This is a genomic window from Novosphingobium sp. SG720, from assembly GCF_012275365.1.
Lineage (GTDB): Bacteria > Pseudomonadota > Alphaproteobacteria > Sphingomonadales > Sphingomonadaceae > Novosphingobium > Novosphingobium rhizosphaerae.
In genome coordinates, this window is the sequence record NZ_JAAZQN010000007.1 from 58,390 (window position 1) to 79,752 (window position 21,363).

16 protein-coding genes are annotated in these 21,363 nt (G+C 66.2%); 10 read left to right on the forward strand and 6 right to left on the reverse strand.

The window, feature by feature from the left end:
* Window positions 1-64: 64 nt before the first annotated feature.
* Window positions 65-1,765 carry a 30S ribosomal protein S1 gene (rpsA, locus tag FHW94_RS20085; protein WP_168557623.1) on the reverse strand — a complete coding sequence of 567 codons (1,701 nt, stop codon included), beginning with the start codon at window positions 1,763-1,765 and terminating at the stop codon, window positions 65-67.
* 300 nt (window positions 1,766-2,065) lie between these two features.
* Here rpsA and FHW94_RS20090 point away from each other — a divergent pair, with 300 nt between their 5' ends.
* Window positions 2,066-2,611: a GNAT family N-acetyltransferase gene (locus FHW94_RS20090; RefSeq protein WP_168557624.1), complete on the forward strand. Its 546-nt coding sequence runs from the start codon at window positions 2,066-2,068 to the stop codon at window positions 2,609-2,611.
* A 9-nt stretch (window positions 2,612-2,620) separates the two neighbouring features.
* Here FHW94_RS20090 and FHW94_RS20095 read toward each other — a convergent pair whose 3' ends face one another.
* Window positions 2,621-4,051 (reverse strand): Mur ligase family protein, encoded by a 1,431-nt coding sequence (locus FHW94_RS20095; RefSeq protein WP_168557625.1) that lies wholly within the window; start codon window positions 4,049-4,051, stop codon window positions 2,621-2,623.
* Between the two features lie 420 nt (window positions 4,052-4,471).
* Here FHW94_RS20095 and FHW94_RS20100 point away from each other — a divergent pair, with 420 nt between their 5' ends.
* The 6 genes from FHW94_RS20100 to FHW94_RS20125 all read left to right on the forward strand — a co-directional run bounded on the left by FHW94_RS20100 (window position 4,472) and on the right by FHW94_RS20125 (window position 10,690).
* A complete protein-coding gene (locus tag FHW94_RS20100) occupies window positions 4,472-5,305 on the forward strand; it encodes an LD-carboxypeptidase (RefSeq protein WP_168557626.1) in 834 nt (277 codons plus the stop codon).
* Window positions 5,306-5,337: 32 nt separating this feature from the next.
* Window positions 5,338-6,276, forward strand: coding sequence for an ACP S-malonyltransferase (gene fabD / locus FHW94_RS20105; protein WP_168557627.1), 939 nt, complete (start codon window positions 5,338-5,340; stop codon window positions 6,274-6,276).
* Window positions 6,277-6,427: 151 nt separating this feature from the next.
* On the forward strand, window positions 6,428-7,192 hold the full coding sequence (gene fabG / locus FHW94_RS20110) for a 3-oxoacyl-[acyl-carrier-protein] reductase (RefSeq protein ID WP_168557628.1): 765 nt from the start codon (window positions 6,428-6,430) through the stop codon (window positions 7,190-7,192).
* Window positions 7,192-7,722, forward strand: coding sequence for a hypothetical protein (locus tag FHW94_RS20115; protein WP_246866304.1), 531 nt, complete (start codon window positions 7,192-7,194; stop codon window positions 7,720-7,722). Before fabG ends, FHW94_RS20115 begins: the two co-directional genes overlap by 1 nt.
* 242 nt (window positions 7,723-7,964) lie before the next feature.
* Window positions 7,965-9,083, forward strand: a complete 1,119-nt coding sequence (gene dnaN / locus FHW94_RS20120; protein WP_168557629.1) for a DNA polymerase III subunit beta — start codon at window positions 7,965-7,967, stop codon at window positions 9,081-9,083.
* Between the two features lie 176 nt (window positions 9,084-9,259).
* Complete coding sequence (locus FHW94_RS20125) at window positions 9,260-10,690, forward strand: globin-coupled sensor protein (RefSeq protein WP_168557630.1); 1,431 nt, start codon at window positions 9,260-9,262, stop codon at window positions 10,688-10,690.
* A gap of 54 nt (window positions 10,691-10,744) precedes the next feature.
* Here FHW94_RS20125 and FHW94_RS20130 read toward each other — a convergent pair whose 3' ends face one another.
* The gene (locus FHW94_RS20130) at window positions 10,745-11,545 is read right to left on the reverse strand and encodes an alpha/beta hydrolase (RefSeq protein WP_248290558.1); all 801 of its coding nucleotides are present in this window, start codon (window positions 11,543-11,545) and stop codon (window positions 10,745-10,747) included.
* A 193-nt stretch (window positions 11,546-11,738) separates the two neighbouring features.
* On the opposite strand from FHW94_RS20130, the gene FHW94_RS20135 reads away from it, so the two are divergent.
* The 3 genes from FHW94_RS20135 (at window position 11,739) to FHW94_RS20145 (ending at window position 18,007) form a co-directional block, all read left to right on the forward strand.
* A complete protein-coding gene (locus FHW94_RS20135) occupies window positions 11,739-14,405 on the forward strand; it encodes an EAL domain-containing protein (protein WP_168557631.1) in 2,667 nt (888 codons plus the stop codon).
* 98 nt (window positions 14,406-14,503) lie between these two features.
* Entirely contained in the window at window positions 14,504-16,306 is a 1,803-nt protein-coding gene (lepA, locus tag FHW94_RS20140; RefSeq protein WP_168557632.1) for a translation elongation factor 4, read from the forward strand.
* A 90-nt stretch (window positions 16,307-16,396) separates the two neighbouring features.
* Window positions 16,397-18,007, forward strand: coding sequence for a mechanosensitive ion channel family protein (locus FHW94_RS20145; protein WP_210425780.1), 1,611 nt, complete (start codon window positions 16,397-16,399; stop codon window positions 18,005-18,007).
* An 8-nt stretch (window positions 18,008-18,015) separates the two neighbouring features.
* Here the strand turns inward: FHW94_RS20145 and FHW94_RS20150 are convergent, their stop codons facing one another.
* Genes FHW94_RS20150 through FHW94_RS20160 form a run of 3 tightly spaced genes read right to left on the reverse strand, consistent with a single transcriptional unit; the run spans window position 18,016 to window position 21,240 of the window.
* Window positions 18,016-19,533, reverse strand: coding sequence for an AarF/UbiB family protein (locus tag FHW94_RS20150; RefSeq protein WP_168557633.1), 1,518 nt, complete (start codon window positions 19,531-19,533; stop codon window positions 18,016-18,018).
* A 46-nt stretch (window positions 19,534-19,579) separates the two neighbouring features.
* Window positions 19,580-20,341, reverse strand: a complete 762-nt coding sequence (locus FHW94_RS20155; protein WP_168557634.1) for a DeoR/GlpR family DNA-binding transcription regulator — start codon at window positions 20,339-20,341, stop codon at window positions 19,580-19,582.
* On the reverse strand, window positions 20,338-21,240 hold the full coding sequence (locus tag FHW94_RS20160) for an endonuclease/exonuclease/phosphatase family protein (RefSeq protein WP_168557635.1): 903 nt from the start codon (window positions 21,238-21,240) through the stop codon (window positions 20,338-20,340). Before FHW94_RS20160 ends, FHW94_RS20155 begins: the two co-directional genes overlap by 4 nt.
* Window positions 21,241-21,363: the final 123 nt, after the last annotated feature.

The window sequence follows — 21,363 nt, forward strand, 5'->3', positions numbered from 1 at the left end:
TTTCGTGTTGTCTCAGGCGGCGAGGGCGCCAGGCCCCCGCTCAAAACCCCTAAGGCTCGCGGGATCAGCCGCGCGCCTTGAGGGCTTCGCCCAGGATGTCGCCGAGCGAAGCGCCCGAGTCCGACGAACCGTACTGTTCCACGGCTTCCTTTTCTTCGGCCAGCTGACGGGCCTTGATCGAGAAGTTGGGCTTCTTGGAACGATCGAAGCCGGTGACCATGGCGTCGATCTTCTGGCCCACCTGGAAGCGGTCGGGACGCTGTTCGTCGCGGTCGCGGCCCAGGTCCGAACGCTTGATGAAGCCGGTCGCGCCGTCTTCGCCAGCCTGCACTTCGAGGCCGCCATCGCGGACTTCGAGGACAGTGACGGTGACGACTTCGCCACGACGCAGCGAGCCCGAGGTGGCAACGCCGCCAGCGGCCGGAGCGCCCTTTTCGAGCTGCTTCATGCCGAGCGAGATGCGCTCCTTGTCGACGTCCACGTCGAGGACCACGGCCTTGACCTGCTCACCCTTGCGGTGAAGGGCGAGGGCGTCTTCACCCGAGATGCCCCACGCGATGTCGGACATGTGGACCATGCCGTCCACGTCGCCATCCAGGCCGATGAACAGACCGAATTCGGTGGCGTTCTTGACTTCGCCTTCCACGATCGAGCCGACCGGGTGCTTTTCGGCGAAAGCTTCCCAGGGGTTCTGCTGCGCCTGCTTGAGGCCCAGGCTGATGCGGCGCTTGTCGCTGTCGACTTCCAGAACCATGACGTCGACTTCCTGGCTCGTCGAAACGATCTTGCCGGGGTGGACGTTCTTCTTGGTCCAGGACATTTCCGAAACGTGGACCAGGCCTTCGATGCCCGGTTCCAGCTCCACGAAGGCGCCGTATTCGGTGATGTTGGTGACGGTGCCGCGCAGCTTGGCGCCAACCGGGTACTTGGCGGCAACGCCATCCCACGGATCGCTTTCCAGCTGCTTCATGCCCAGCGAGATGCGCTGCGTGTCCTGGTTGATGCGGATGATCTGGACGCGCACGGTGTCGCCGATGGCGATCACTTCGCTCGGGTGGTTGACGCGCTTGTAGCTCATGTCGGTGACATGGAGCAGGCCGTCGATGCCGCCCAGGTCAACGAACGCACCGTAATCGGTGATGTTCTTGACCACGCCGTCGATGATCTGGCCTTCCTTGAGGTTCTGGATCAGGCCCGAACGCTGTTCGGCGCGGGTTTCTTCCAGAACGGCGCGGCGCGAAACCACGATGTTGCCACGGCGGCGATCCATCTTGAGGATCTGGAACGGCTGCGGCATGTCCATCAGCGGGGTCACGTCGCGCACCGGGCGGATATCGACCTGCGAACCGGGCAGGAAGGCCACGGCGCCGTCGAGATCGACGGTGAAGCCACCCTTCACGCGGCCGAAGATCACGCCTTCAACGCGCTTGCCTTCGCCGAATTCGGATTCGAGCTTGTCCCAGGCGGCTTCGCGGCGGGCGCGGTCGCGGCTGAGCATGGCTTCGCCTTCGGCGTTTTCCACGCGGTCGACAAAGACTTCGACTTCGTCGCCGACCTTGAGGCCGTGCGGCTGGCCGGGAGCGGCGAATTCGCGCAGGGCCACGCGGCCTTCGCTCTTCAGGCCCACGTCGATGACGGCCTTGTCGTTTTCGATGGCGGTAACGGTGCCCTTGACGACGCGGCCTTCAAAGCCACCGGTGGCGCCAGCGCCAAGCGATTCGTCAAGCAGCGCGGCGAAATCGTCGCGCGTCGGGTTGGTAGACATGGAAAGTCTTCCTAGTATCGATGTTTCCGGCCAGGCGGTTGGGTCCGCCGGTCTTTTCTCCACCACCTGCCCCATGCAGGATGATGGGCCAAAAGGGCCGATCCGCCCGTGCGGGCCGGATGCCCGCGCAGGCATTCTTCCGGCAGGGCCGGCAGAACACCGCGCGCTTAGGCCTGCCCCTTGTGAAATGCAAGCAAAACCGCGTGTTTTGCAAACGCCCGCTTTGCGCAAGGTCAAGGTCCGGGGGGCGAAACGCGGCTAGCTGCGATGCATCAATTCCTGCCGACGGGAGATGCCGCGATGACTGCCACCCAAACCCCACCCACCCTGGCCGCCCTGGCCCGCGCGGCCACGGTCGTCACCCGCCATGGCGTGACGCTGAGCGTGCGCCAGGCCTTTGCCGAAGACGAAGACGCGCTGGCCGCGTTCTTTGATGCCGTGTTGCCCGAAGACCGGCGTTTCCGCTTCCTGGCGGCGGCGGGGCATCTCGATCACCAGCGCCTCCTGCCGCTGACGCGGGTGGACCACTGGCGCACCGAAAGCTTCCTCGCGTTCGACCAGGCGAGCGGCGACCTTGTCGCTTCGGGCATGCTGGCGTGCGATGCCGCGATGGACACCGGCGAAGTGGCGGTTTCGGTGCGCGGCGACTTTCGCGGGCAGGGCGTGGGCTGGGCCATGCTCGATCTGCTGGCCCATGAAGGCGAGCGCCGCGGACTGGACCGCGTGATCGCCATCGAGGACCGCGCCAACCAGGCCGCGATCGACCTGGAAAAGGACTATGGTTTCATCGCCCACGGGGTAGAGGGCGATCCGCACCTGGTCATGCTGGAAAAGAAGCTGGCGTGAAGGGGCTGGTCAGGGAAGGCTGGCCAGCACATCGCGCGCGAACGCCGAGAGGGTATCGTCGCGCGCACCCATGATCACGATCCGGTCACCGGGGCGGGCGAGGGCGGCAAGCCTTTCGCCCGCCTTGGCGCGCTCGGCCACGTGCTCGGCCTGGCCGCCCTGTGCATTGATCAGGCCGACGATGCGCTCGGAGCCTTGCGTGCGATCCACCGTGCCACCGAAATAGACCGGGTCGGTCAGGATCACATGGTCTTCGGCGCCCAGCCGCGTGGACAGCACCTCTGCCAGTTCGGCGCCCATCTGGCGCAGCGGGCCATAGCCGTGCGGCTGGAACAGCGCGAGCACGCGGCCCGGATGCGCCTTGAGCGTGGCGAGCGTGGCGGCCACCTTTTCCGGGTTGTGGCCGAAATCGTCGATCACCGTCACGCCGCTGGCGCTGGTGCCGACGATATCGAACCGGCGAGCAAGCCCGGCATAGCCGGCAAGCGCTGCCACGGCCTCGGCCAAGGGTAGGCCGGCGGCACTGGCGGCGGCCAGCGCGGCCAGTGCATTGGCGAGGTTGTGGCGGCCGGGCACGGCGAGGGTGAGCGCGTGTTGCGCGCCATCCCGCCGGTCGATCACCGTGCCTGAAATGCCGGTGGGGCTTTCGGCCACGCTGGCCGGCACCACACCGATCGTGGCGCTTTCGGCGAAGCCGAAGGTGAGCGCCGCGCGGGCACGATGGCGCAGGCCCATGCCTTCTGCGTCATCGGCGTTGATCACCGCCACGGCCGCCGCGGCCAGAAAATTGCCAAACAGTTCGCGCAGTTCTTCCAGGCTCTTGTGATCGAGGCTGACATTGTTGAGCACGGCGATCTGCGGGCGATAGAGCGCGATCGAACCGTCGCTTTCATCCACTTCCGAAACGAACAAGTCACCCTGGCCAACCCGCGCCGAGGCGAACGGCGCATCGGGCGTGGCGAAGTTCTTCATCACCGCGCCGTTCATGATCGTGGGATCGCGGCCGGTGGCGGTGAGGATCCAGCCGATCATGCCGGTGACGGTCGATTTGCCGCTGGTGCCGCCCACGGCAATGCCCACCGGTGCGGCGTTGAACAGGCGCGCGAGCAATTGTGCGCGGGTGAAGCGCGGACAGCCCAGGTCACGCGCGCGCACCACTTCGGGCACGGTGTCCTCTACGGCGGCCGAAGCGACCAGCGCCTGCTCGGACGAGGTGATGCCGCTACCATCCTGGGGGAACAGGGCAAAGCCCAGGCTTTCCAGCCAGGCGAATTTTTCCGGGGTGCGGCCCTGGTCGCGGCTGCGATCCGACCCGGCTACTTGCGCGCCGGCGCCTTTCAGGATCAGCGCCAGGGGCAACATGCCCGATCCGCCGATGCCGCAAAAGAACCAGGGGTGGGCAACAAGCGCATCATCGGGCGCGGAAACGGTGTGGGCCATGGCGCCAAGGCACTACAGAAAATGGCCGCCGAGGCAAGATTGCTTGGGCCAGGCGATTGGGGGCTGGCGGTGGAAAGGGCTGGCCGGAGCGAATGCCAGGGTGGGCGGCATCGTTCGGCCAGGCCCTTTCACCAGGACCGGGTGCGGGCCGGCAAATGGCGAGACCGGAGCCAGGCTCCCCGTGGAGAGCACAAGTTCGGCCAAGCCATCTTCGGCCCTTCGCCCGATTGCAAAGGCGCAAGGGGCGACAGCACCGGAGCGGCCCACGCTGCATGTCCAGCGTGCCCGTTCGGCCCTGTCATCTGCTCAACGCGGCAGGCCCGAAAACCTTTCCCGAAACGCGCGCCCTAAGTATTCGGGCAATATCTGCTTAACCAAGTGCGATGGACGAAGGCCCCGGCAGAGCCTAACACAGCCGCCATGTTGCGCGTTGCCGTCTGTGCCCCGTCCACCCCGTTTGATCGCGACGATGCCGTGCGCGTGGCCGCCTTGGCGCAGGATCATCCCGGCGTGGAAATCGTCTTTCACGACCAGTGCTTTGCGCAGGAAGGGCATTTTGCCGGGCCGGATGCGCTGCGCCTGGCCGCTTTCGTGGAATGCGCCAGTGATCCCGGCTTTGACGCGGTGTGGTTTGCGCGCGGCGGCTATGGCGCGGGGCGGATCGCGCAGGATGCGATCGGGCTGCTGGGACCAGCCGCGCGCGAGAAGGCCTATCTTGGCTATTCCGACGGCGGGGTGATGCTGGCGGCGCTGTATCGCGCGGGCATCGGCCGGCCGGTTCACGCGCCGATGCCGGTGGACGTGCGCCGCGAAGGCGGCGAGGCGGCGGTGCGGCGCACGCTCGCCTGGCTGGGCGGTGAGGTTTGCGGGTTGGAACCTTCGCTCGATGGCGCTGTGCCGGCCGTGGCGTTCAACCTCATGACCCTGGCGATGATCATGGGCACGCCGGTCATGCCCGATCTGGCCGGGCACGTGGTGATGGTGGAGGAAGTGAGCGAATACGACTATGCCGTCGATCGCCTGCTGTTCCACGTCACGGCGGGCCTGGCAGCCGGGAAGGCAGCCGGGCTGCGGCTTGGCCGGGTAACCCAGGTGCCTGAAAACGATAGGCCTTTTGGCATTTCCGTGGAAGAGATGGCGCGCCACTGGTGCGCGCGCACCGGCCTGCCATACCTGGGCCGGGCCCAGATCGGGCACGACGCCGACAATCGCATCGTGCCGTTCGGGCTTGCAGGAACCCCGCAGGGTCAATAGGGCGCGCGCCAGTTTTCAGGAGGCTTTGAACAATGCGGGCATTCGTTTTTCCGGGGCAGGGCAGCCAGAAGGTGGGCATGGGCGCCGAACTCGCCGCCGCCAGTGCCGCCGCGCGCGAAGTGTTCGAGGAAGTGGACGACGCGCTCGGCCAGAAGCTGTTCCAGATCATGACGCAGGGCCCCGACGACGCGCTGACGCTGACCGAGAATGCCCAGCCGGCGATCATGGCTCATGCCATTGCCGTGCTGCGCGTGCTGGAAAAGGAAGGCGGCATTTCCCTGGCCGACAAGGCCGATTTCGTGGCCGGCCACAGCCTGGGCGAATATACCGCGCTTTGCGCTGCCGGGGCCTTTTCGCTGGCCGATACCGCGCGCCTGCTCAAGCTGCGCGGCCAATCGATGCAGGCCGCCGTGCCGGTGGGTGAAGGCGCGATGTGCGCGCTGCTGGGGGCCGATATCGACAAGGCGACGGCGCTGGCGGAAGCTGCGGCGCAAGGCCAGGTCTGCACCGTCGCCAACGACAACGATCCCACCCAGGTCGTGCTGTCGGGCCATCGCGAAGCGATCGAGCGCGCGGTGGCGCTGGTCAAGGAGCACGGCATCAAGCGCGGCGTGCTGCTGCCGGTTTCTGCGCCGTTCCACTGCCCGCTGATGCAGCCCGCGGCCGATGCCATGGCCGATGCGCTGGCCGCCACGCCGCCCCAGGCTTTCCGCGTGCCGCTGTTCGCCAACGTGACCGCCGCGATCGTTACCGATCCGGCGCAAGTGCAGCAGTTGCTGGTGGAACAGGTGACCGGCCGCGTGCGCTGGCGCGAAAGCGCGATCGCGATGAAGGAAGCGGGCGTCGAACGCTTCGTGGAACTGGGCGGCAAAGTCCTTGCCCCGATGATCACCCGCTCGGCCGGCGCAGACCTTTCCGTCACCAGCGTGATCACCATGGCCGATATCGAGGCCCTGGCGAAAGACCTCTGACACCGCTTCTTCGTCCATCCCTTCGTCGCCCCGGACTTGATCCGGGGTCCCGCTTGGGTCCACCGTGCCCGCCACGTGGCGCAGGGCTCCGGATTCGATCCGGGGCGACGGTGAACAGGACCGGCGGCCAGCATATTGTGGAGCCAAGTTTATGGAAAACCGTCTTTTTGACCTCACCGGCATGACCGCCCTGGTGACCGGCGCGGCCGGTGGCATCGGTTCGGCGATCAGCCATGCCCTGGCCCGCCAGGGCGCGCGCCTGGCGCTTTCGGGCACCAACCCCGCCAAGCTGCGGGCGTTTCGCGAAGAACTGAACGACACCTATGGCCACGACCATGTCGAGGTGACCTGCGACCTGTCCAACGCCGAGCAGGTGGAACGCCTGGTTCCCGCCGCGCTCGACACGCTGGGCAAGATCGACATCCTGGTCAACAATGCCGGCATCACGCGTGACAACCTGGCGATGCGGATGAAGGACGAGGAATGGGATGCGGTGATCCGCGTCAACCTTGAAGCCGCGTTCCGCCTGATGCGCGCCGCCACCAAGCCGATGATGAAAGCACGCTTTGGCCGCATCATCTCGGTCACCAGCGTGGTGGGCGCCACCGGCAATCCGGGCCAGATCAACTATGCCGCTGCCAAGGCGGGCCTGGTGGGCATGTCCAAGAGCCTGGCGCAGGAACTGGCCAGCCGCAACGTGACGGTCAACTGCGTGGCGCCCGGCTTCATCCGCACCGCGATGACCGACGTGCTGCCCGATGCGCAGAAGGACGCGCTCAACGGCCGCATTCCCATGGGCCGCATGGGCGAAGGCCAGGACATCGGCGCGGCGGTGGCCTATCTCGCCAGCAAGGAAGCCGGCTACATGACCGGTCAGACGCTGCATGTGAACGGCGGCATGGCGATGTTCGCCTGATGCGAGCCGGGTGGATGATGGCGCTGGCCGCCGTGGCGCTGAGCGTGCCATGGCCGGCCGGCGCGCGCCCGCCCGAGACGCTGGCCTGCGGCGTGAAGGCCGCGCCCGAGGGGCTGGATATCCGCGTGGCCGATGCGATCCTGGTGCCCGGCACGCCCACTGCCAACGCCACCCAGGCCGATCTGCGCGCCATCACCGATGCTTGCGCCGCCGACCAGTTGCTCAACGACAAGCAGCGCGAGGCGTATTTCAGCTATACCTGGGGGCGCATGGGTCGCGACGCCCTTGATGGTCGGTTGGCGGCGCTGGGCATTCGTTCGGGCCTGATCGACCAGGCGCTCGATATCGGGCCAGGCAACACCAACAACCCGGCCGACAAGGTGACGCAGGGCGACTTGCGCATCGTGGGCGAGGCGCTGGACAAGGCCGGCAAGCCCCCGGCCAGCGTGACCGCGCAAGGGTGGGAATTGATCACCGGCTGGATCGTGGCCACCGCGCTGATGTTCGACGGGCAGCGCGATCTGGACTGAAACCACGATTTTTTCGAGTTTTCGGGCCATTTATGCACAGTTTCACGGGGGGCAGGCAAGGCGAGCCTTGCCCAAGGGGCACGCCACGCTAAGAAAGGTGGTCCGAAACGCAACGCTGCGGGCTGTGATTCCATGGCCTTTGTGCGTGCAGCCAACCCGGACGGCGCCTGTCCGTCCAGTCCGGCCTGGGTCAGATTCTGTCTGAACGGGCTGGGTAAACGAGACTGGGGATCGAGACGAGAATGAAGGCGACCATCGAACGCGCGACTCTTCTGCGCTGCCTGTCCCACGTCCAGTCGGTTGTCGAACGCCGCAACACCATTCCCATTCTTTCCAACGTGCTGATCGAGGCTTCGGCCAACAATTCGGTGCGCCTGATGGCGACCGACCTTGATCTGCAGATCGTCGAATCGATGCCGGCCGTTTCGGTGGAAGGCGCCGGTGCCATCACCGTTTCGGCCCACTTGCTGTTCGACATCGCGCGCAAGCTGCCCGATGGCTCGCAGGTCAGCCTGGAAACCAGCGACAACCGCATGATCGTGAAGGCCGGGCGCAGTCGCTTCCAGCTGCCCACGCTGCCGCGCGACGATTTCCCGATGATCGTGGAAGGCGATCTGCCGACCAGCTTCGAAATCCCCGCGCGCACGCTGGCCGAACTGATCGACCGCACGCGCTTTGCCATCTCGACCGAGGAAACCCGGTATTACCTCAACGGGATCTTTTTCCACGTGGCCGACGACGTGCTCAAGGCCGCTGCCACCGACGGGCACCGCCTGGCACGCTACACCCTGTCGCGCCCCGAGGGTGCCGAGGGCATGCCCGATGTGATCGTGCCGCGCAAATGCGTGGGCGAACTGCGCAAGCTGCTGGAAGAAGTGCTCGATACCAACGTGCTGCTTGATCTTTCGGCCAGCAAGGTGCGCTTTACCCTGGGCGGCGAGCACGGCGTGGTGCTGACCAGCAAGCTGATCGACGGCACGTTCCCCGATTACAGCCGGGTCATTCCCACCGCCAACGACAAGCTGCTCAAGCTTGATCCGCGCAGCTTCTACGAAGGCGTCGATCGCGTGGCGACGATCGCCACGGAAAAGACCCGCGCGGTGAAGATGGCGCTGGAAACCGACCGCGTGACGTTGTCCGTTACCAGCCCTGACAACGGCACCGCTGCCGAAGAACTGCCGGCAGACTATACCGCCCAAGGTTTCGAGATCGGCTTCAACGCCAATTACCTCAAGGACATCCTCAGCCAGATCGATGGCGACACGGTGGAATTGCATCTGGCCGATGCCGGCGCTCCCACGCTGATCCGCAAGGACGACAAGTCTCCCGCGCTCTATGTGCTGATGCCCATGCGGGTGTAACCGGCGCGGCGTGTTGCCGATGGAACGCGAATGGGGCGGGGTCGATGCGACTTCCGCCCCTTTTCGTTGGTGCGGCGCAGCAGGCACGGGATTGCGGATGACCCCCTAGTGGGTGTTTTCGCGCTATTGAACCAAAGCCGGTATCCCTTGGCCGTTCATACCGTCAAGGAAACCTCATGGCCCTCTCCCAGCAGGACGTCGATCAGAAGCTGGCATTCTTCAACATTTCTGCGGATGATGTGGCGCGCTTTGCCCAGATCGCCGGAGCGATGGACAGCCTCGCGCCGCCCGCGCTGGAGCGGCTTTACGATAGGATCGGAAGCACGCCCGACACTGCGCGATTCTTTTCATCGCGACAGGCGATGAGCCATGCGCGCGACAAGCAGATCGAGCATTGGCGCGGCATGTTCAGCGGCGCGCCGGGCACCAACCTGGCCGAACGCGCCCAGCGCATCGGCGATGTGCACGCCCGCATCGGCCTGGCGCCAGGCTGGTATATCGGGGCCTATGCCTCGGTGCTGGATGAAGTCATCGTGCGGTTCCTGGGGCGCGGGCTTGGCGCGATGGGGCGCAGCCGTGCCAAGGCGGTGGCCACGCTGGTGAAAATGGCGCTGATGGACATGGAATTGGCGCTGTCCGCCTATTTCGAGGCGGAAGATGCCAAGCGCCAGGCGGTCGTGGCGCAGGTGGGGCACACCGTGCGCAAGATGACCGAAGGCGATTTCACCGTGGCGCTGTCGGGCCTGCCCGAAGCCTATGCCGCGCTGGAAAACGACCTGGAAACGATGCGCAAGAAGGTAAGCAGCGCGCTGGGCGAAGTGTCGCAAACCTCGCGCGCGGTCGATACCGGGGCCAAGGAAATCCGCGAAGCGTCGGACGATCTGGCCCGCCGTACCGAACAGCAGGCTGCCTCGCTGGAAGAGGCCTCGGCCTCGATCACCACGCTTGCCGGCACGGTGAGCACCACGGCGGAAGAGGCGACGCAACTCAATTCTGCCGTCCAGCAGGCCCATGGCGACGCGCGCCAGGGTGGCGGCGTGCTGGACGAAGCGGTCCAGGCGATGAACGACATCCACCGCTCTGCCGCGGAAATCGGCAAGATCATCGCGGTGATCGACGGCATCGCGTTCCAGACCAATCTTCTCGCCCTGAACGCCGGGGTCGAGGCGGCGCGCGCGGGTGACGCCGGGCGCGGCTTTGCCGTGGTGGCCAACGAAGTGCGCGCGCTTGCCCAGCGCTCGGCCGAAGCCGCGCTCGATATCAAGAAGCTCATCGGCGAAAGCTCGGTCCAGGTGGAACGCGGCGTTACGCTGGTCGGGCAGACCGGGGAAACGTTCGAGCGCATCGTCAACCGCGTGGGGGCGATTGCCGACGTGGCGACCAACATTGCCGAAGGCGCGCGGGCGCAGGCCGGCAATATCCGCCAGATCCAGGCCACGGTGAACGAGCTGGACCTGATGACGCAGCAGAACGCGGCGATGGTGGAGCAAGCGACCGCGGCATCGCGGAGCCTGGCGGGGGAGGCCGATCGCATGGCCGACCTCGTCGGGCATTTCCGGGTGGACGCATTGTCGGGGCATCAGGCGGCGGTGCGGCGGGCTGCCTGAAGCGGCCTGGGCACAGGCCCGCCCAGCGTAAGGCTGCGCGGGTGCTTTTCCGCGTCAGGCGGCGTCGAGGAACCCGCGCAGCGTGGCGGCAAAGGCTTCGGGATCGGCCAGCATGAACAAGTGGCCGCCACCCTTGAACAATTCGAGCTGGCTGCCGGGAATGGCGCCATGCAGGAAATGGGCGTTGGCGGGTGGAATGAGCTGGTCTTCCTCGTCGTGCAGAACCAGCGTGGGCACCGAAAGCAGCGGCAGGAACGGCGCGCTGCTCCAGCTGGAGAAAGCACTCAACTGGCACGCCCAGCCCACCGGCGAGGGCGGCATGGCGGCATTGAGCGACACCGCGTGGCGGCCACCGCCGTTATAGAGCATGGCCAGATTGCGTTGCAGGGTGCGGGCCACGGTATATTCGCGCGGATCGGCCATGTGGCTCAGGATCGTGGGATTGCCGGGGACCATGGCCACGCCCGCCGCGGTTGCCGCCAGGGCAAGCCGGCCGATGCGCGCGCGATGCTGGAATGCAAATTGCTGCGCCACCGCGCCACCCCAGCTGATGCCCAGCACGTCGACCGCATCGAGATGCAGGCGATCGAGCAGCGCCGCGAGCGTCAGCGCCATGCACGGCATGGTATAGGGAATGATCGGGTCGGGTGACTTGCCGATGCCCGGCACGTCGAAGCTGATGACCCGGCGGCAGGACAAGGCACGCGCCACGGGCTCCATCAGCTCCATGTTCATGCCAATGCCGTTCAGCAGCACAAGCGGACGCGCCGCTTGCGCGCGAACGTGCCATTGCCCCAGCCTCAGCCGCCGGCCCGCCACGCCAACCATCGAAAAATCAGCGGTTAAACTCGCCACGATCCCGTCATCTCCTGCCGGCCGTGCCGCACGAACAGGCCGGCCAGAAACCGTCCTTTTGCGCTGCAACGTCCCTTCCGGCCCCGGCGCGCGGCCTAGCAGGTTCATTACGGAGGTAAAAGTGGGCAGATTTCGAGCGCCTTCGTCAGGTCTGCTTAACGGTTTTTCAAAGCCGTTCGGGCAAGTCGGTGTCATGGCAGACGTATCCGGGGCTCAGCAGACCGATCTTGAAGCACGTGGCGATGATCGCCGCGACTATGCACGCACCCAGCGGCGGCGCGAACGCGTGCCATCGAGCCACGCCCCGGCACTGCGCCACGGCAACCGCCTGATCGCGCGCGAATGGCCGCAGATTGCCGTGCCGATGGCCGTGGGGCTGGTCGGCTTGGGCGCGCTCAATGCCACGGTGCCTGATGGCACGGTGCTTTCGGTGGGAATCACCGCCGTGGTGCTGGCCCTGCTGGGCGCGCTGGCAGTGCGGGTTGAAAACGCCGGCGTGGTGGGCACTGCGCCCCGGATGATGTTGATGGCGCTGGCCGTGGGCATGCCGATGTTCCTGTTTGGCGCAACGGTGGGCCATTGGGCAGACATCGGCGCCGTGCCCTGGCTTGAGGCACTGGCCCTGCTGGTCACCGTCTCGCTGCTCGCCACGGTGTTCGAATCCGGGCAACTGGCCGGCGTGCTGGTGGCGCAAGTGGCGATCTGGGCAGGCGTTGCCTGTGCGGCGAGCCGTCTGGGCGGGCTGGTCACGCTGGGCATCGGCCTCGCCGTGGCGGTGGCCGCCTATTTCCGCCAGCGCGAGATCGAAGCGCGCACGCGCGAACAGATGGAAATCGAAACCCGCATCCAGACGCGGGCCCAGGAAATCCTGGCCGATTACGAGGAAACCGGCCAGGGCTGGTTCTGGGAAACCGACCGACGCGGCCAGATCACTTACCTGTCCCGCCCCGTGGCCCAGATCCTGGGCCGCAGCGTCGAAGAATTGATCGGCCGCCCGTTTCCCGAGCTGTTCAACCTGGCCAGCCAGGCCGGCGAAGGCGAGCGCACCCTGGCGTTCCACCTTTCGGCGCGATCGAGCTTTTCCGAACTGGCCGTGCGTGCAGCCACCGATCTGGAAGAGCGCTGGTGGCAGATCAACGGCCGCCCGACTTATGACACCTTCAACAATTTCCAGGGCTTTCGCGGTTCGGGCACCGATCTGACGGAAAAGCGCCGCTCGGCCGAACATGCCTCGCGCCTGGCGCAGTTCGATTCGCTGACCGGCCTGTCCAACCGCCTGCGCATGTCGCAGACGCTGGAAAAGATCCTGGTTGCCCCGCAAGTGCAGCACCGCGCCTGCGCCGTGTTCCTGCTCGATCTCGACCGGTTCAAGCAGGTCAACGATACGCTGGGCCATCCGGCGGGCGACGCGCTGCTCAAGCAGGTGGCGCAGCGGCTGGAGGGCGTGATCGGCAATGTCGGCCGCGTTGGGCGCCTGGGCGGCGATGAATTCCAGGTGATCATGCCCGGCAAGATTGAGCGCGACCACCTTGCCTATCTCGCCGGGCAGGTGATCGAGCAGCTTTCGGCGCCTTATGCCATTGACGGCAATCGCGTGATGATCGGCGCATCGGTGGGTATCGCCATCGCGCCCGACGACGGGGTGACCAGCGAGGCGCTGATTCGCAACGCCGACCTCGCGCTCTATGCCGCCAAGGATGGCGGGCGCGGGCGCTATCATTTCTATGCCGCAGACCTGCACAGCGATGCCGAGGAACGGCGCCAGCTGGAAGAGGAACTGCGCGACGCGGTGGCCCACGGCGGGCTGGAACTCTATTACCAGCCGGTGGTGCAGACCGCGACCGAGCGGATCACCGGGTTCGAGGCGCTGCTGCGCTGGCACCACCCCAAGCATGGCTTCATTTCGCCGGCCAAGTTCATCCCCATTGCCGAAGACACCGGCCTGATCGCCGCGATCGGCGAATGGGCACTGCGCACGGCCTGCCAGGATCTGGCGCAATGGCCCCAAGACGTGCGCGTGGCGGTCAACGTGTCGCCGCTGCAATTTGCCAACCCGGCGCTGCCCACGATCGTCACGTCGGCGCTGGCCCACGCGGGTGTGGATGCCGAGCGGCTTGAGCTGGAAATCACCGAAAGCGTGTTCCTCAACAACGACGAGGGCACCGACCAGATGTTCAAGCAATTGAAATCGATCGGTGTGCGCCTGGCGCTCGACGATTTCGGCACTGGCTATTCCTCGCTAGGCTATCTGCGCTCCGCGCCGTTCGACAAGATCAAGATCGACCAGTCGTTCGTGCGTGGCGCCACCCAGCCGGGCAGCCGGAACGGCGCGATCATCGCCTCGATCGTCAGCCTGGCCGAAGCATTGGGCATGGAAACCACGGCCGAGGGCGTCGAGACGCTCGACGAACTGGACCTGGTGCGCATGCTGGGCTGCAGCCATGTCCAGGGCTATATCTATGAGCGCCCGCTCTCGGCGGTGAACGCGGCGGCGCGGCTTTCCACGGGCCTTGTCGCGGTGGCACAAGGGCCGCGTTCGGCCCGCGCCAGCCGCCAGTCGATGCTGCGCAAGGTGGTGCTGGAGCACGCCGGGCACAAATACAACGGCATGGTTCGCAACATCTCGATGACCGGCGCGCTGATCGAAGGGCTGTGGAATGTGCCGGCAGGCACGGTGTTCCGCATCCAACTGGCCGATGGCCATACTGTGACGGGCACCTGCCGCTGGAGCAACGACGACCGCATGGGCGTGGAATTCGCCGCCCCGCTCAAGGCCGACGAGGATGGCCGCATCGCCGTGGTCCAGGTGCGCGCGCCGATGCCGCTGCCCGAGCGCACGGTACAGCGCAAGGTGGGGTGAAGGCATGTTGCAACGACCACGGCAGGGCATGTTCCCTGCGGCCAAACACCCCCATCGCCCCTGATGACAGGGCGCAAAGGGCCTGCTAACGGCGGCGCATGACCGACCTCGCGCTGATCCGCAATTTTTCCATCATTGCCCACATCGACCATGGCAAATCCACCCTGGCCGACCGCCTGATTCAATACACCGGCGGCCTGGCCGAGCGCGAAATGACCGCGCAGGTGCTGGACAACATGGATATCGAGCGCGAGCGCGGGATCACCATCAAGGCGCAGACCGTGCGCCTGGATTACAAGGGCAAGGACGGGCAGACCTATCAGCTCAACCTGATGGACACGCCCGGCCACGTCGACTTCGCCTATGAAGTGAGCCGGAGCCTTGCTGCCTGCGAAGGCGCGCTCTTGGTGGTGGACGCGGCGCAGGGCGTGGAAGCGCAGACGCTCGCCAACGTCTACCAGTCGATCGAGCATGACCACGAGATCGTGCCGGTGATCAACAAGATCGACCTGCCCGCCGCCGAGCCGGAAAAGGTCAAGGCCGAGATCGAGGAAGTGATCGGCATCGATGCCAGCGATGCCGTGCTGACCAGCGCCAAGGCCGGCATCGGCATCGAGGAAGTTCTCGATGCCGTGGTGGCGCGCATTCCTCCGCCGGGCGGCGATCGCAACGCGCCCTTGAAAGCGATGCTGGTCGATTCCTGGTACGATCCGTACTTGGGCGTCGTCATCTTGGTGCGCGTGATCGACGGGGTCATCAAGAAGGGCCTGCAGGTCAAGTTCATGGCCGGCGGGACCGAGCACCTGATCGACCGCGTGGGCTGCATGCGCCCCAAGATCGAGCAACTGGCCGAACTCGGGCCGGGCGAAATCGGCTTCATCACCGCGCAGATCAAGGAAGTGGCCCAGGCCCGCGTGGGTGACACGATCACCACGGTCAAGGGCGGCGCGGCCGAGCCGCTGGCCGGCTTCAAGGAAGTGCAGCCGGTGGTGTTCTGCGGGCTGTTCCCGACGGACGCGGCCGACTTTGAAAAGCTGCGCGATTCGATCGGCAAGCTGCGCTTGAACGACGCTTCGTTCAGCTTTGAAATGGAAACCAGCGCGGCGCTGGGCTTCGGCTTCCGCTGCGGCTTCCTCGGGCTGCTCCACCTGGAAATCATCCAGGAGCGCCTGAGCCGCGAATACGACCTCGATCTGATCACCACGGCGCCTTCGGTGGTCTATCGCCTGAGCATGACCGATGGTTCCACCCAGGAACTGCACAACCCGGCCGACATGCCCGACGTGGTCAAGATCGACACGATGGAAGAGCCGTGGATCAAGGCGACGATCTACACGCCCGACGAACACCTCGGCTCGATCCTCAAGCTGTGCCAGGACCGGCGCGGCATCCAGACCGGGCTCACCTATGTCGGCGGGCGTGCGCAAGTGAACTACGAATTGCCGCTCAACGAAGTGGTGTTCGATTTCTACGATCGGTTGAAGTCGATCAGCCGCGGCTATGCCAGCTTCGACTACGAACAGATCGGGTTGCGCGAAGGCGATCTGGTCAAGATGAACATCCTGGTCAACAACGAGCCGGTCGACGCGCTGAGCATGATCGTGCACCGCAGCCAGGCCGAAGCGCGTGGCCGCGCGCTGTGCGAGCGGCTCAAGGACCTGATCCCGCGCCACTTGTTCAAGATCCCGATCCAGGCCGCGATCGGCGCCAAGGTGATCGCGCGCGAGACCATTGCCGCGATGCGCAAGGACGTGACCGCCAAGTGCTATGGCGGGGACATCAGCCGCAAGAAGAAGCTTCTGGAAAAGCAGAAGGAAGGCAAGAAGCGGATGCGCGAGTACGGCAACGTGCAGATCCCGCAGGAAGCCTTCATCGCCGCGCTGCGCATGGGCGAGGAGTGACGTCTGCGCGGCGCGGCGGGGAACCGAACGCGCCGCCACCCGGTTGAGACGGCACGAGCCAACCGCTTTTGCCGCCCGACCGGAGGACGCTTGCCCATTTTTCGCCTGATCCGCTCTGCCTTGCTGGCGCTGTTGTTGCTGGCTGCGCCAGCTGCCCATGCCCAGCTGACACCGACCGCTTCCTCCAGCGCCGCGGCACCGTCAGACCCCTATGGCCGAGAAACCCCGCGATCTTCGGTAGCGGGCCTGATCCAGGCCCTGGCCGGGCGCGACTATGAACGCGCCGCGCATTTCATGTCGGTGCGCATGGACAACCCGCGGTTGACCAACGGCGCCGAGGAACTGGCGCGGCGCCTGCAAGTGCTGCTCGACAAGGGTGGCACCTTGCGCGCGTTCGGCGCGCTGTCGAACCAGCCGGTGGGCGACCTGACCGACGATCTGCCGTTCAACCGCGAGCAGGTCGGCACGATGAAGGTGGGCGAGGATAAAGTGCCGGTGATGCTGGCCAGCAGCCAGCAAGGCCAGGTGGTGGTATGGCGCGTGGCGCCCGAAACCTTGCAGATCCTGGCCAAGGCCGATGTCCCGCGGGAGGCGCCGGCAGCCAGCACCAGCCCCGATAACTGGATGATCGGTGGCGCGCCGGTCAGCGATTGGGCGATGCTGCTGGGCCTTGCCGCGGTCAGCTTTGCCGTGTTCCGCCTGCTCGCCGCGCTGGTCTTGCTGGTGGTGCGCAAGGTGATCCCGCGTTGCCAGGATAGCGCGGTCTATCGCTTCCTTGCCGCCGCGTTGCCTCCGCTCAGCCTGTTCCTGTCGATCATGATCTTCTTCATGTGGGCCAACCGGCTGCCCGTGGCGATCGTCGCGCGGCAGACCCTGCTGCGCTATGGCGGCACGGTGGCGCTGGTCGCGCTGGTGTGGTTCGCACTGCGCCTGATCGATGCAATCGCCGAACTGGCGACGCGGCGCCTGCACCACTACCAGCGCCGCCAGGTGATTTCGGTGGTCAACCTGCTGCGACGCGGGGCCAAGTTGCTGTTGCTGGCTTTCACCGTGGTGGGCGTGCTTGATACGTTTGGTATCAACGTTACCACGGGGATCGCGGCGCTGGGCATCGGCGGTATCGCCCTGGCGCTGGGCGCGCAAAAGACGGTGGAGAACCTCGTCGGCAGCGTGACGGTGATTGCCGACCAGCCGGTGCAAGTGGGCGATTTCTGCAGGGTGGGCGATGTTTCGGGCACGGTGGAGGACGTGGGCATCCGCTCTACCCGCATCCGCACCAACGATCGCACTCTGGTGACCATTCCCAATGGTGATTTCGCCGCCCGGCAGATCGAGAATTTCGCCACGCGCGACCGCTTCCTGTTCAACCCGGTGATCGGCATTGCCTATGGCCTTACCGTGGCCAAAGTGCGCGAGGCGGTGGACATCGTGACGCAAGCCTTGCGTGATCATGACGGCGTGCTCAACGATGGCATCCGCGCCACCTTCACCAATTTTGCCGATACCGCGCTGACGATCGAAGTGTGGTCCTATCTTGCCGGGCCGGATTACAACAAGGCGATGCTGGCGCGACAGGACGTGCTGTTGACCATCATGGAAAAATTCGAAGCGGCCGGCATCGCGCTGGCCCAGCCGACGCGATCGGTCATGGTGCAGGGTGGCATCCCCTTGCCCACTTCAGAGGATGTGCCGGTCAACTGAGCTGCTGTTCAACCCAGCAGCCGGGCGGCCATCACGGCCACGGCAACCAGCGTTCCTGCACCCCAGATGGCGCGCGTGATCGGGCGAACGAGCGCGGCCCATTGCGGTGATGGTTCGATCGGCGCCGGCGGCTGGGTCAGCCGTTGCACGGCCGCGCGCAGCAGGCGCGGGGCATCGTTGCCCATGTGCGCCAGTTCCAGGCCAAGCGCGCGCACGATCGGTTGCCAATGATCGGGCGAAAGCCGCGCCGCCACCAGGCGCAAGGTTGACCGGCGCAGCGCGGCGGCAAGGTCGAACCCCGGCTCGATGCGGGTCAGCACGCCATCGATGGTGACCAGGGCCTTGAAGATCAGCAGCAAGTCTGACGGCATGACGATGCCGGTTTCGCGCAGCAGCGGCAGGAAATCGGCGACCATCGGCGCCAGGCGCAGGCTTTGCCCACCATGGGTTTCCACCAGGCGGCGCGCCGCCGCCGCCACGGCCGCGGGCGGTGCGCTGCCGCTTTCGTCCCAGGTGGCCAGCACATCGGCCATGGCGGTATCATCAGCGGTGATCAACGCCTGGGTAAAGCGGATGAATTCCTCCCGCCGCCGGGGCGAGACCTGGCCGACGAGGCCCAGGTCGAGCAGGGCGATGCCGTTGCCGGGCGTGCAGCGCAAGTTGCCGGGGTGCGGATCACCATGAAAGCGGCCGTTGATCAGCACCATGTCGAGCACGACGTCGGCGCCCAGTGCGGCGATGCTGGCCGGATCGATCCCCGCCTCCAGCAAGGCCTGGGCACTGGTTGGCGCAACGCCGGCCACATAGTCCATCACCAGCACGCTTTCGCTGCTGAGGGGCCAGTGGATTTCCGGCACGATCACGCGCGGGTTGCGGGCAAAATCGGCGCGCAGCTTGTCGGCATTGCGGCCTTCGACGGTGAAATCCAGTTCCTGGCGCAGCGCGTCGGCCAGTTCGGCTGCCATCGCGCCGGCGCGCAGGCGGCGGGCCTGGGCGTTGGTCCGCTCGGCCAGGGCGGCGGCGCCGGCGATCAGCCGCAGATCGGCCAGCATGGGGGCGGTAATGCCGGGGCGGCGGATCTTGACGACCACCGCGCGGCCATCGTGGAGAGTGGCGCGGTGTACTTGCGCCATGGAGGCGGCGGCCAGCGGCGCTTCGTCAAAGCTGGCAAAGCACGCATCGACCGGCGCGCCGAGCGCCTGCTCCAGATCGGGCCGCAGCGCGGCAAAGGGCAGGGTGGGAGCCTGGCTTTGCAGGCGCTCCAACTCGGCAATCCATTCGGGCGGCAGCAGGTCGGCCCGTGTCGCCAGGATCTGACCCAGCTTGATCCAGGCGGGCCCCAATTCTTCCAGCGCCAGCCGCACGCGCCGGGGCGTGGTGGCGGGATCGCCGTCCCCGGCATCGGCACTTTCCCCGCTGGGCAGAAACCGGGCCGCCAGCCAGCCCAGCCCGTGGCGGGCCAGTATGCGGGTGATTTCGGCAAGCCGGGCACTGTCGGCCGCGCGGCCGGGGAAAGAATGCATCATGCCCACCAAGGTAGGGGCGCGATTGGCGGGTGCAACCGCCTGCCGCCTAACCCGTCACGACGACTTCGGCATGGGCGAAGGCACTGGCGATGTCTGGCGCAAGCGGTTGATCGGTAACCAGCACACTCACGCTGGCGCAAGGCGCAGTGGCCATCAGGCCATAGCGCCCGAACTTTGACGCATCTGCCGCCAGCAGAACGCGCCCTGCCGTGGCATAGGCGATCCGGCTCATCGTTGCCTCGCCCGCGTGAAAATCCATCAGCCCGCGATCGGCGCTGACGGCGCCGACGGACAGCAGGGCAAGGTGTGGCGTGAACCCGGCCACGTAATCCTGCGCCTGGCGATCGGAAAAGGCGCGGTATTCATAGTCCATCTGCCCGCCGGCCAGGAACAGCCGGTTGCCGTTGATCCCGCCCAGCGCAGTGGCGACGCCGAGCGAATTGGTGATCACCGTCAGGTCGGTGTGCTGGCGCAGGGCCTCGGCAATATGGAACGTGGTGGTGCCGGCATCGATGAAAATGATGTCGCCATCGGCCACGAAGCGCGCGGCGGCTTGCGCAATGCGCTTCTTGGCATCGACATTTTCGTGCAGGCGCCGGTCGAGCGGGCCTTCGGTTTCGCGCCGGGCAAGACGCACCGCGCCGTGCAGGCGTTCCACCCGGCCGGCCGCTTCGAGATCGCGCAGTTCGCGGCGGATCGTCTCGTCCGACACGTCGAGATCGCGGGCCAAGGCGGTGATCGCCAGTGTCGTGCCCGAACCGAGCAGTGCCAGCAGGCGGTCCTGGCGATCCTGGCGCTTGATGCTCATTGTTGTGGCGTGCTTTCCCGTTGGTCCGGCGTCAGGTCTGCCAGAATGGGGAAGTGATCGGAAGGCCAGCCCGCACCCTGGTGGTCGGTCAACGCGGCATAATTGCGCACCCGCCAGCCGCGCACCAGGATGTAATCGATGCGATCCTGCGCCTGGCCGGTGAAATCGTGGAACGTGGCTTCCGGGCCAAGCGGGTTGGCGGCGCGTTGGCGGCTATCGGCGAGGTTTGCAGTCAGCGTGGCATAGGCGGCGCTGTCTGGCGTGGCGTTGAGATCGGCGGTCAATACCACCGGCAGCGCGTCGGCGAGCGCGGGCAGGCGTGCGGCGATCATCCGTGCACTTTGCGCGCGGGCCGTCTCGTCTTCCTTGTCGCGGTTGGCCAGGTGAGTGTCGATCATCAGGAACGTGGTGCGGGCCGCGCTCCGGCGCTGGAACACGGCCCATTGCACCATGCGCGGCAACGTGGCGCCCCAGCCCAGGCTGCCGGGCACATCCGGCGTGGGGGAAAGCCAGAACACGCCGTGGCGCAGCAGGCGCAGCCGGTCATGGCGATAGAGTATGCCCATGTGCTCGTCGGCATGGCCACCAAAGCGATCGGGGCCGAACCAGCGCCAGTGCGGCAGATGGCGCACCACGGCATCGCCTTGGCGGCGATAGAGTTCCTGCGTGCCGATCACATCGGGATCGGCGGCCCGGATCGTGGCGAGGAACAGCGGCTGGCGCCTTGGCCAGATGTTGATCCCGTCATCGGGTGAGGGCCAGCGAACGTTGAAGCTCATCACCCGCAGTGCGCCGGCCGGCCGGGGCGGCGGTGCCGCCCATGCGGGCAGGGGGGAGAGGCTGGCGGCAAGCAGCAAGGCCAAGGCGTGCAGCCGGGCCGGAATGCGGTTTTCGGTCATGCTGACCCATTTGGCGTTTTTGATGAAATTTCGATGACAATGTTTGCAAATCCTCAAAATTGCAAAACATCTCATCAGAAAATGTGGATGTGTCATGGAATCGTCGTGCGGTGCGCCTAGGTG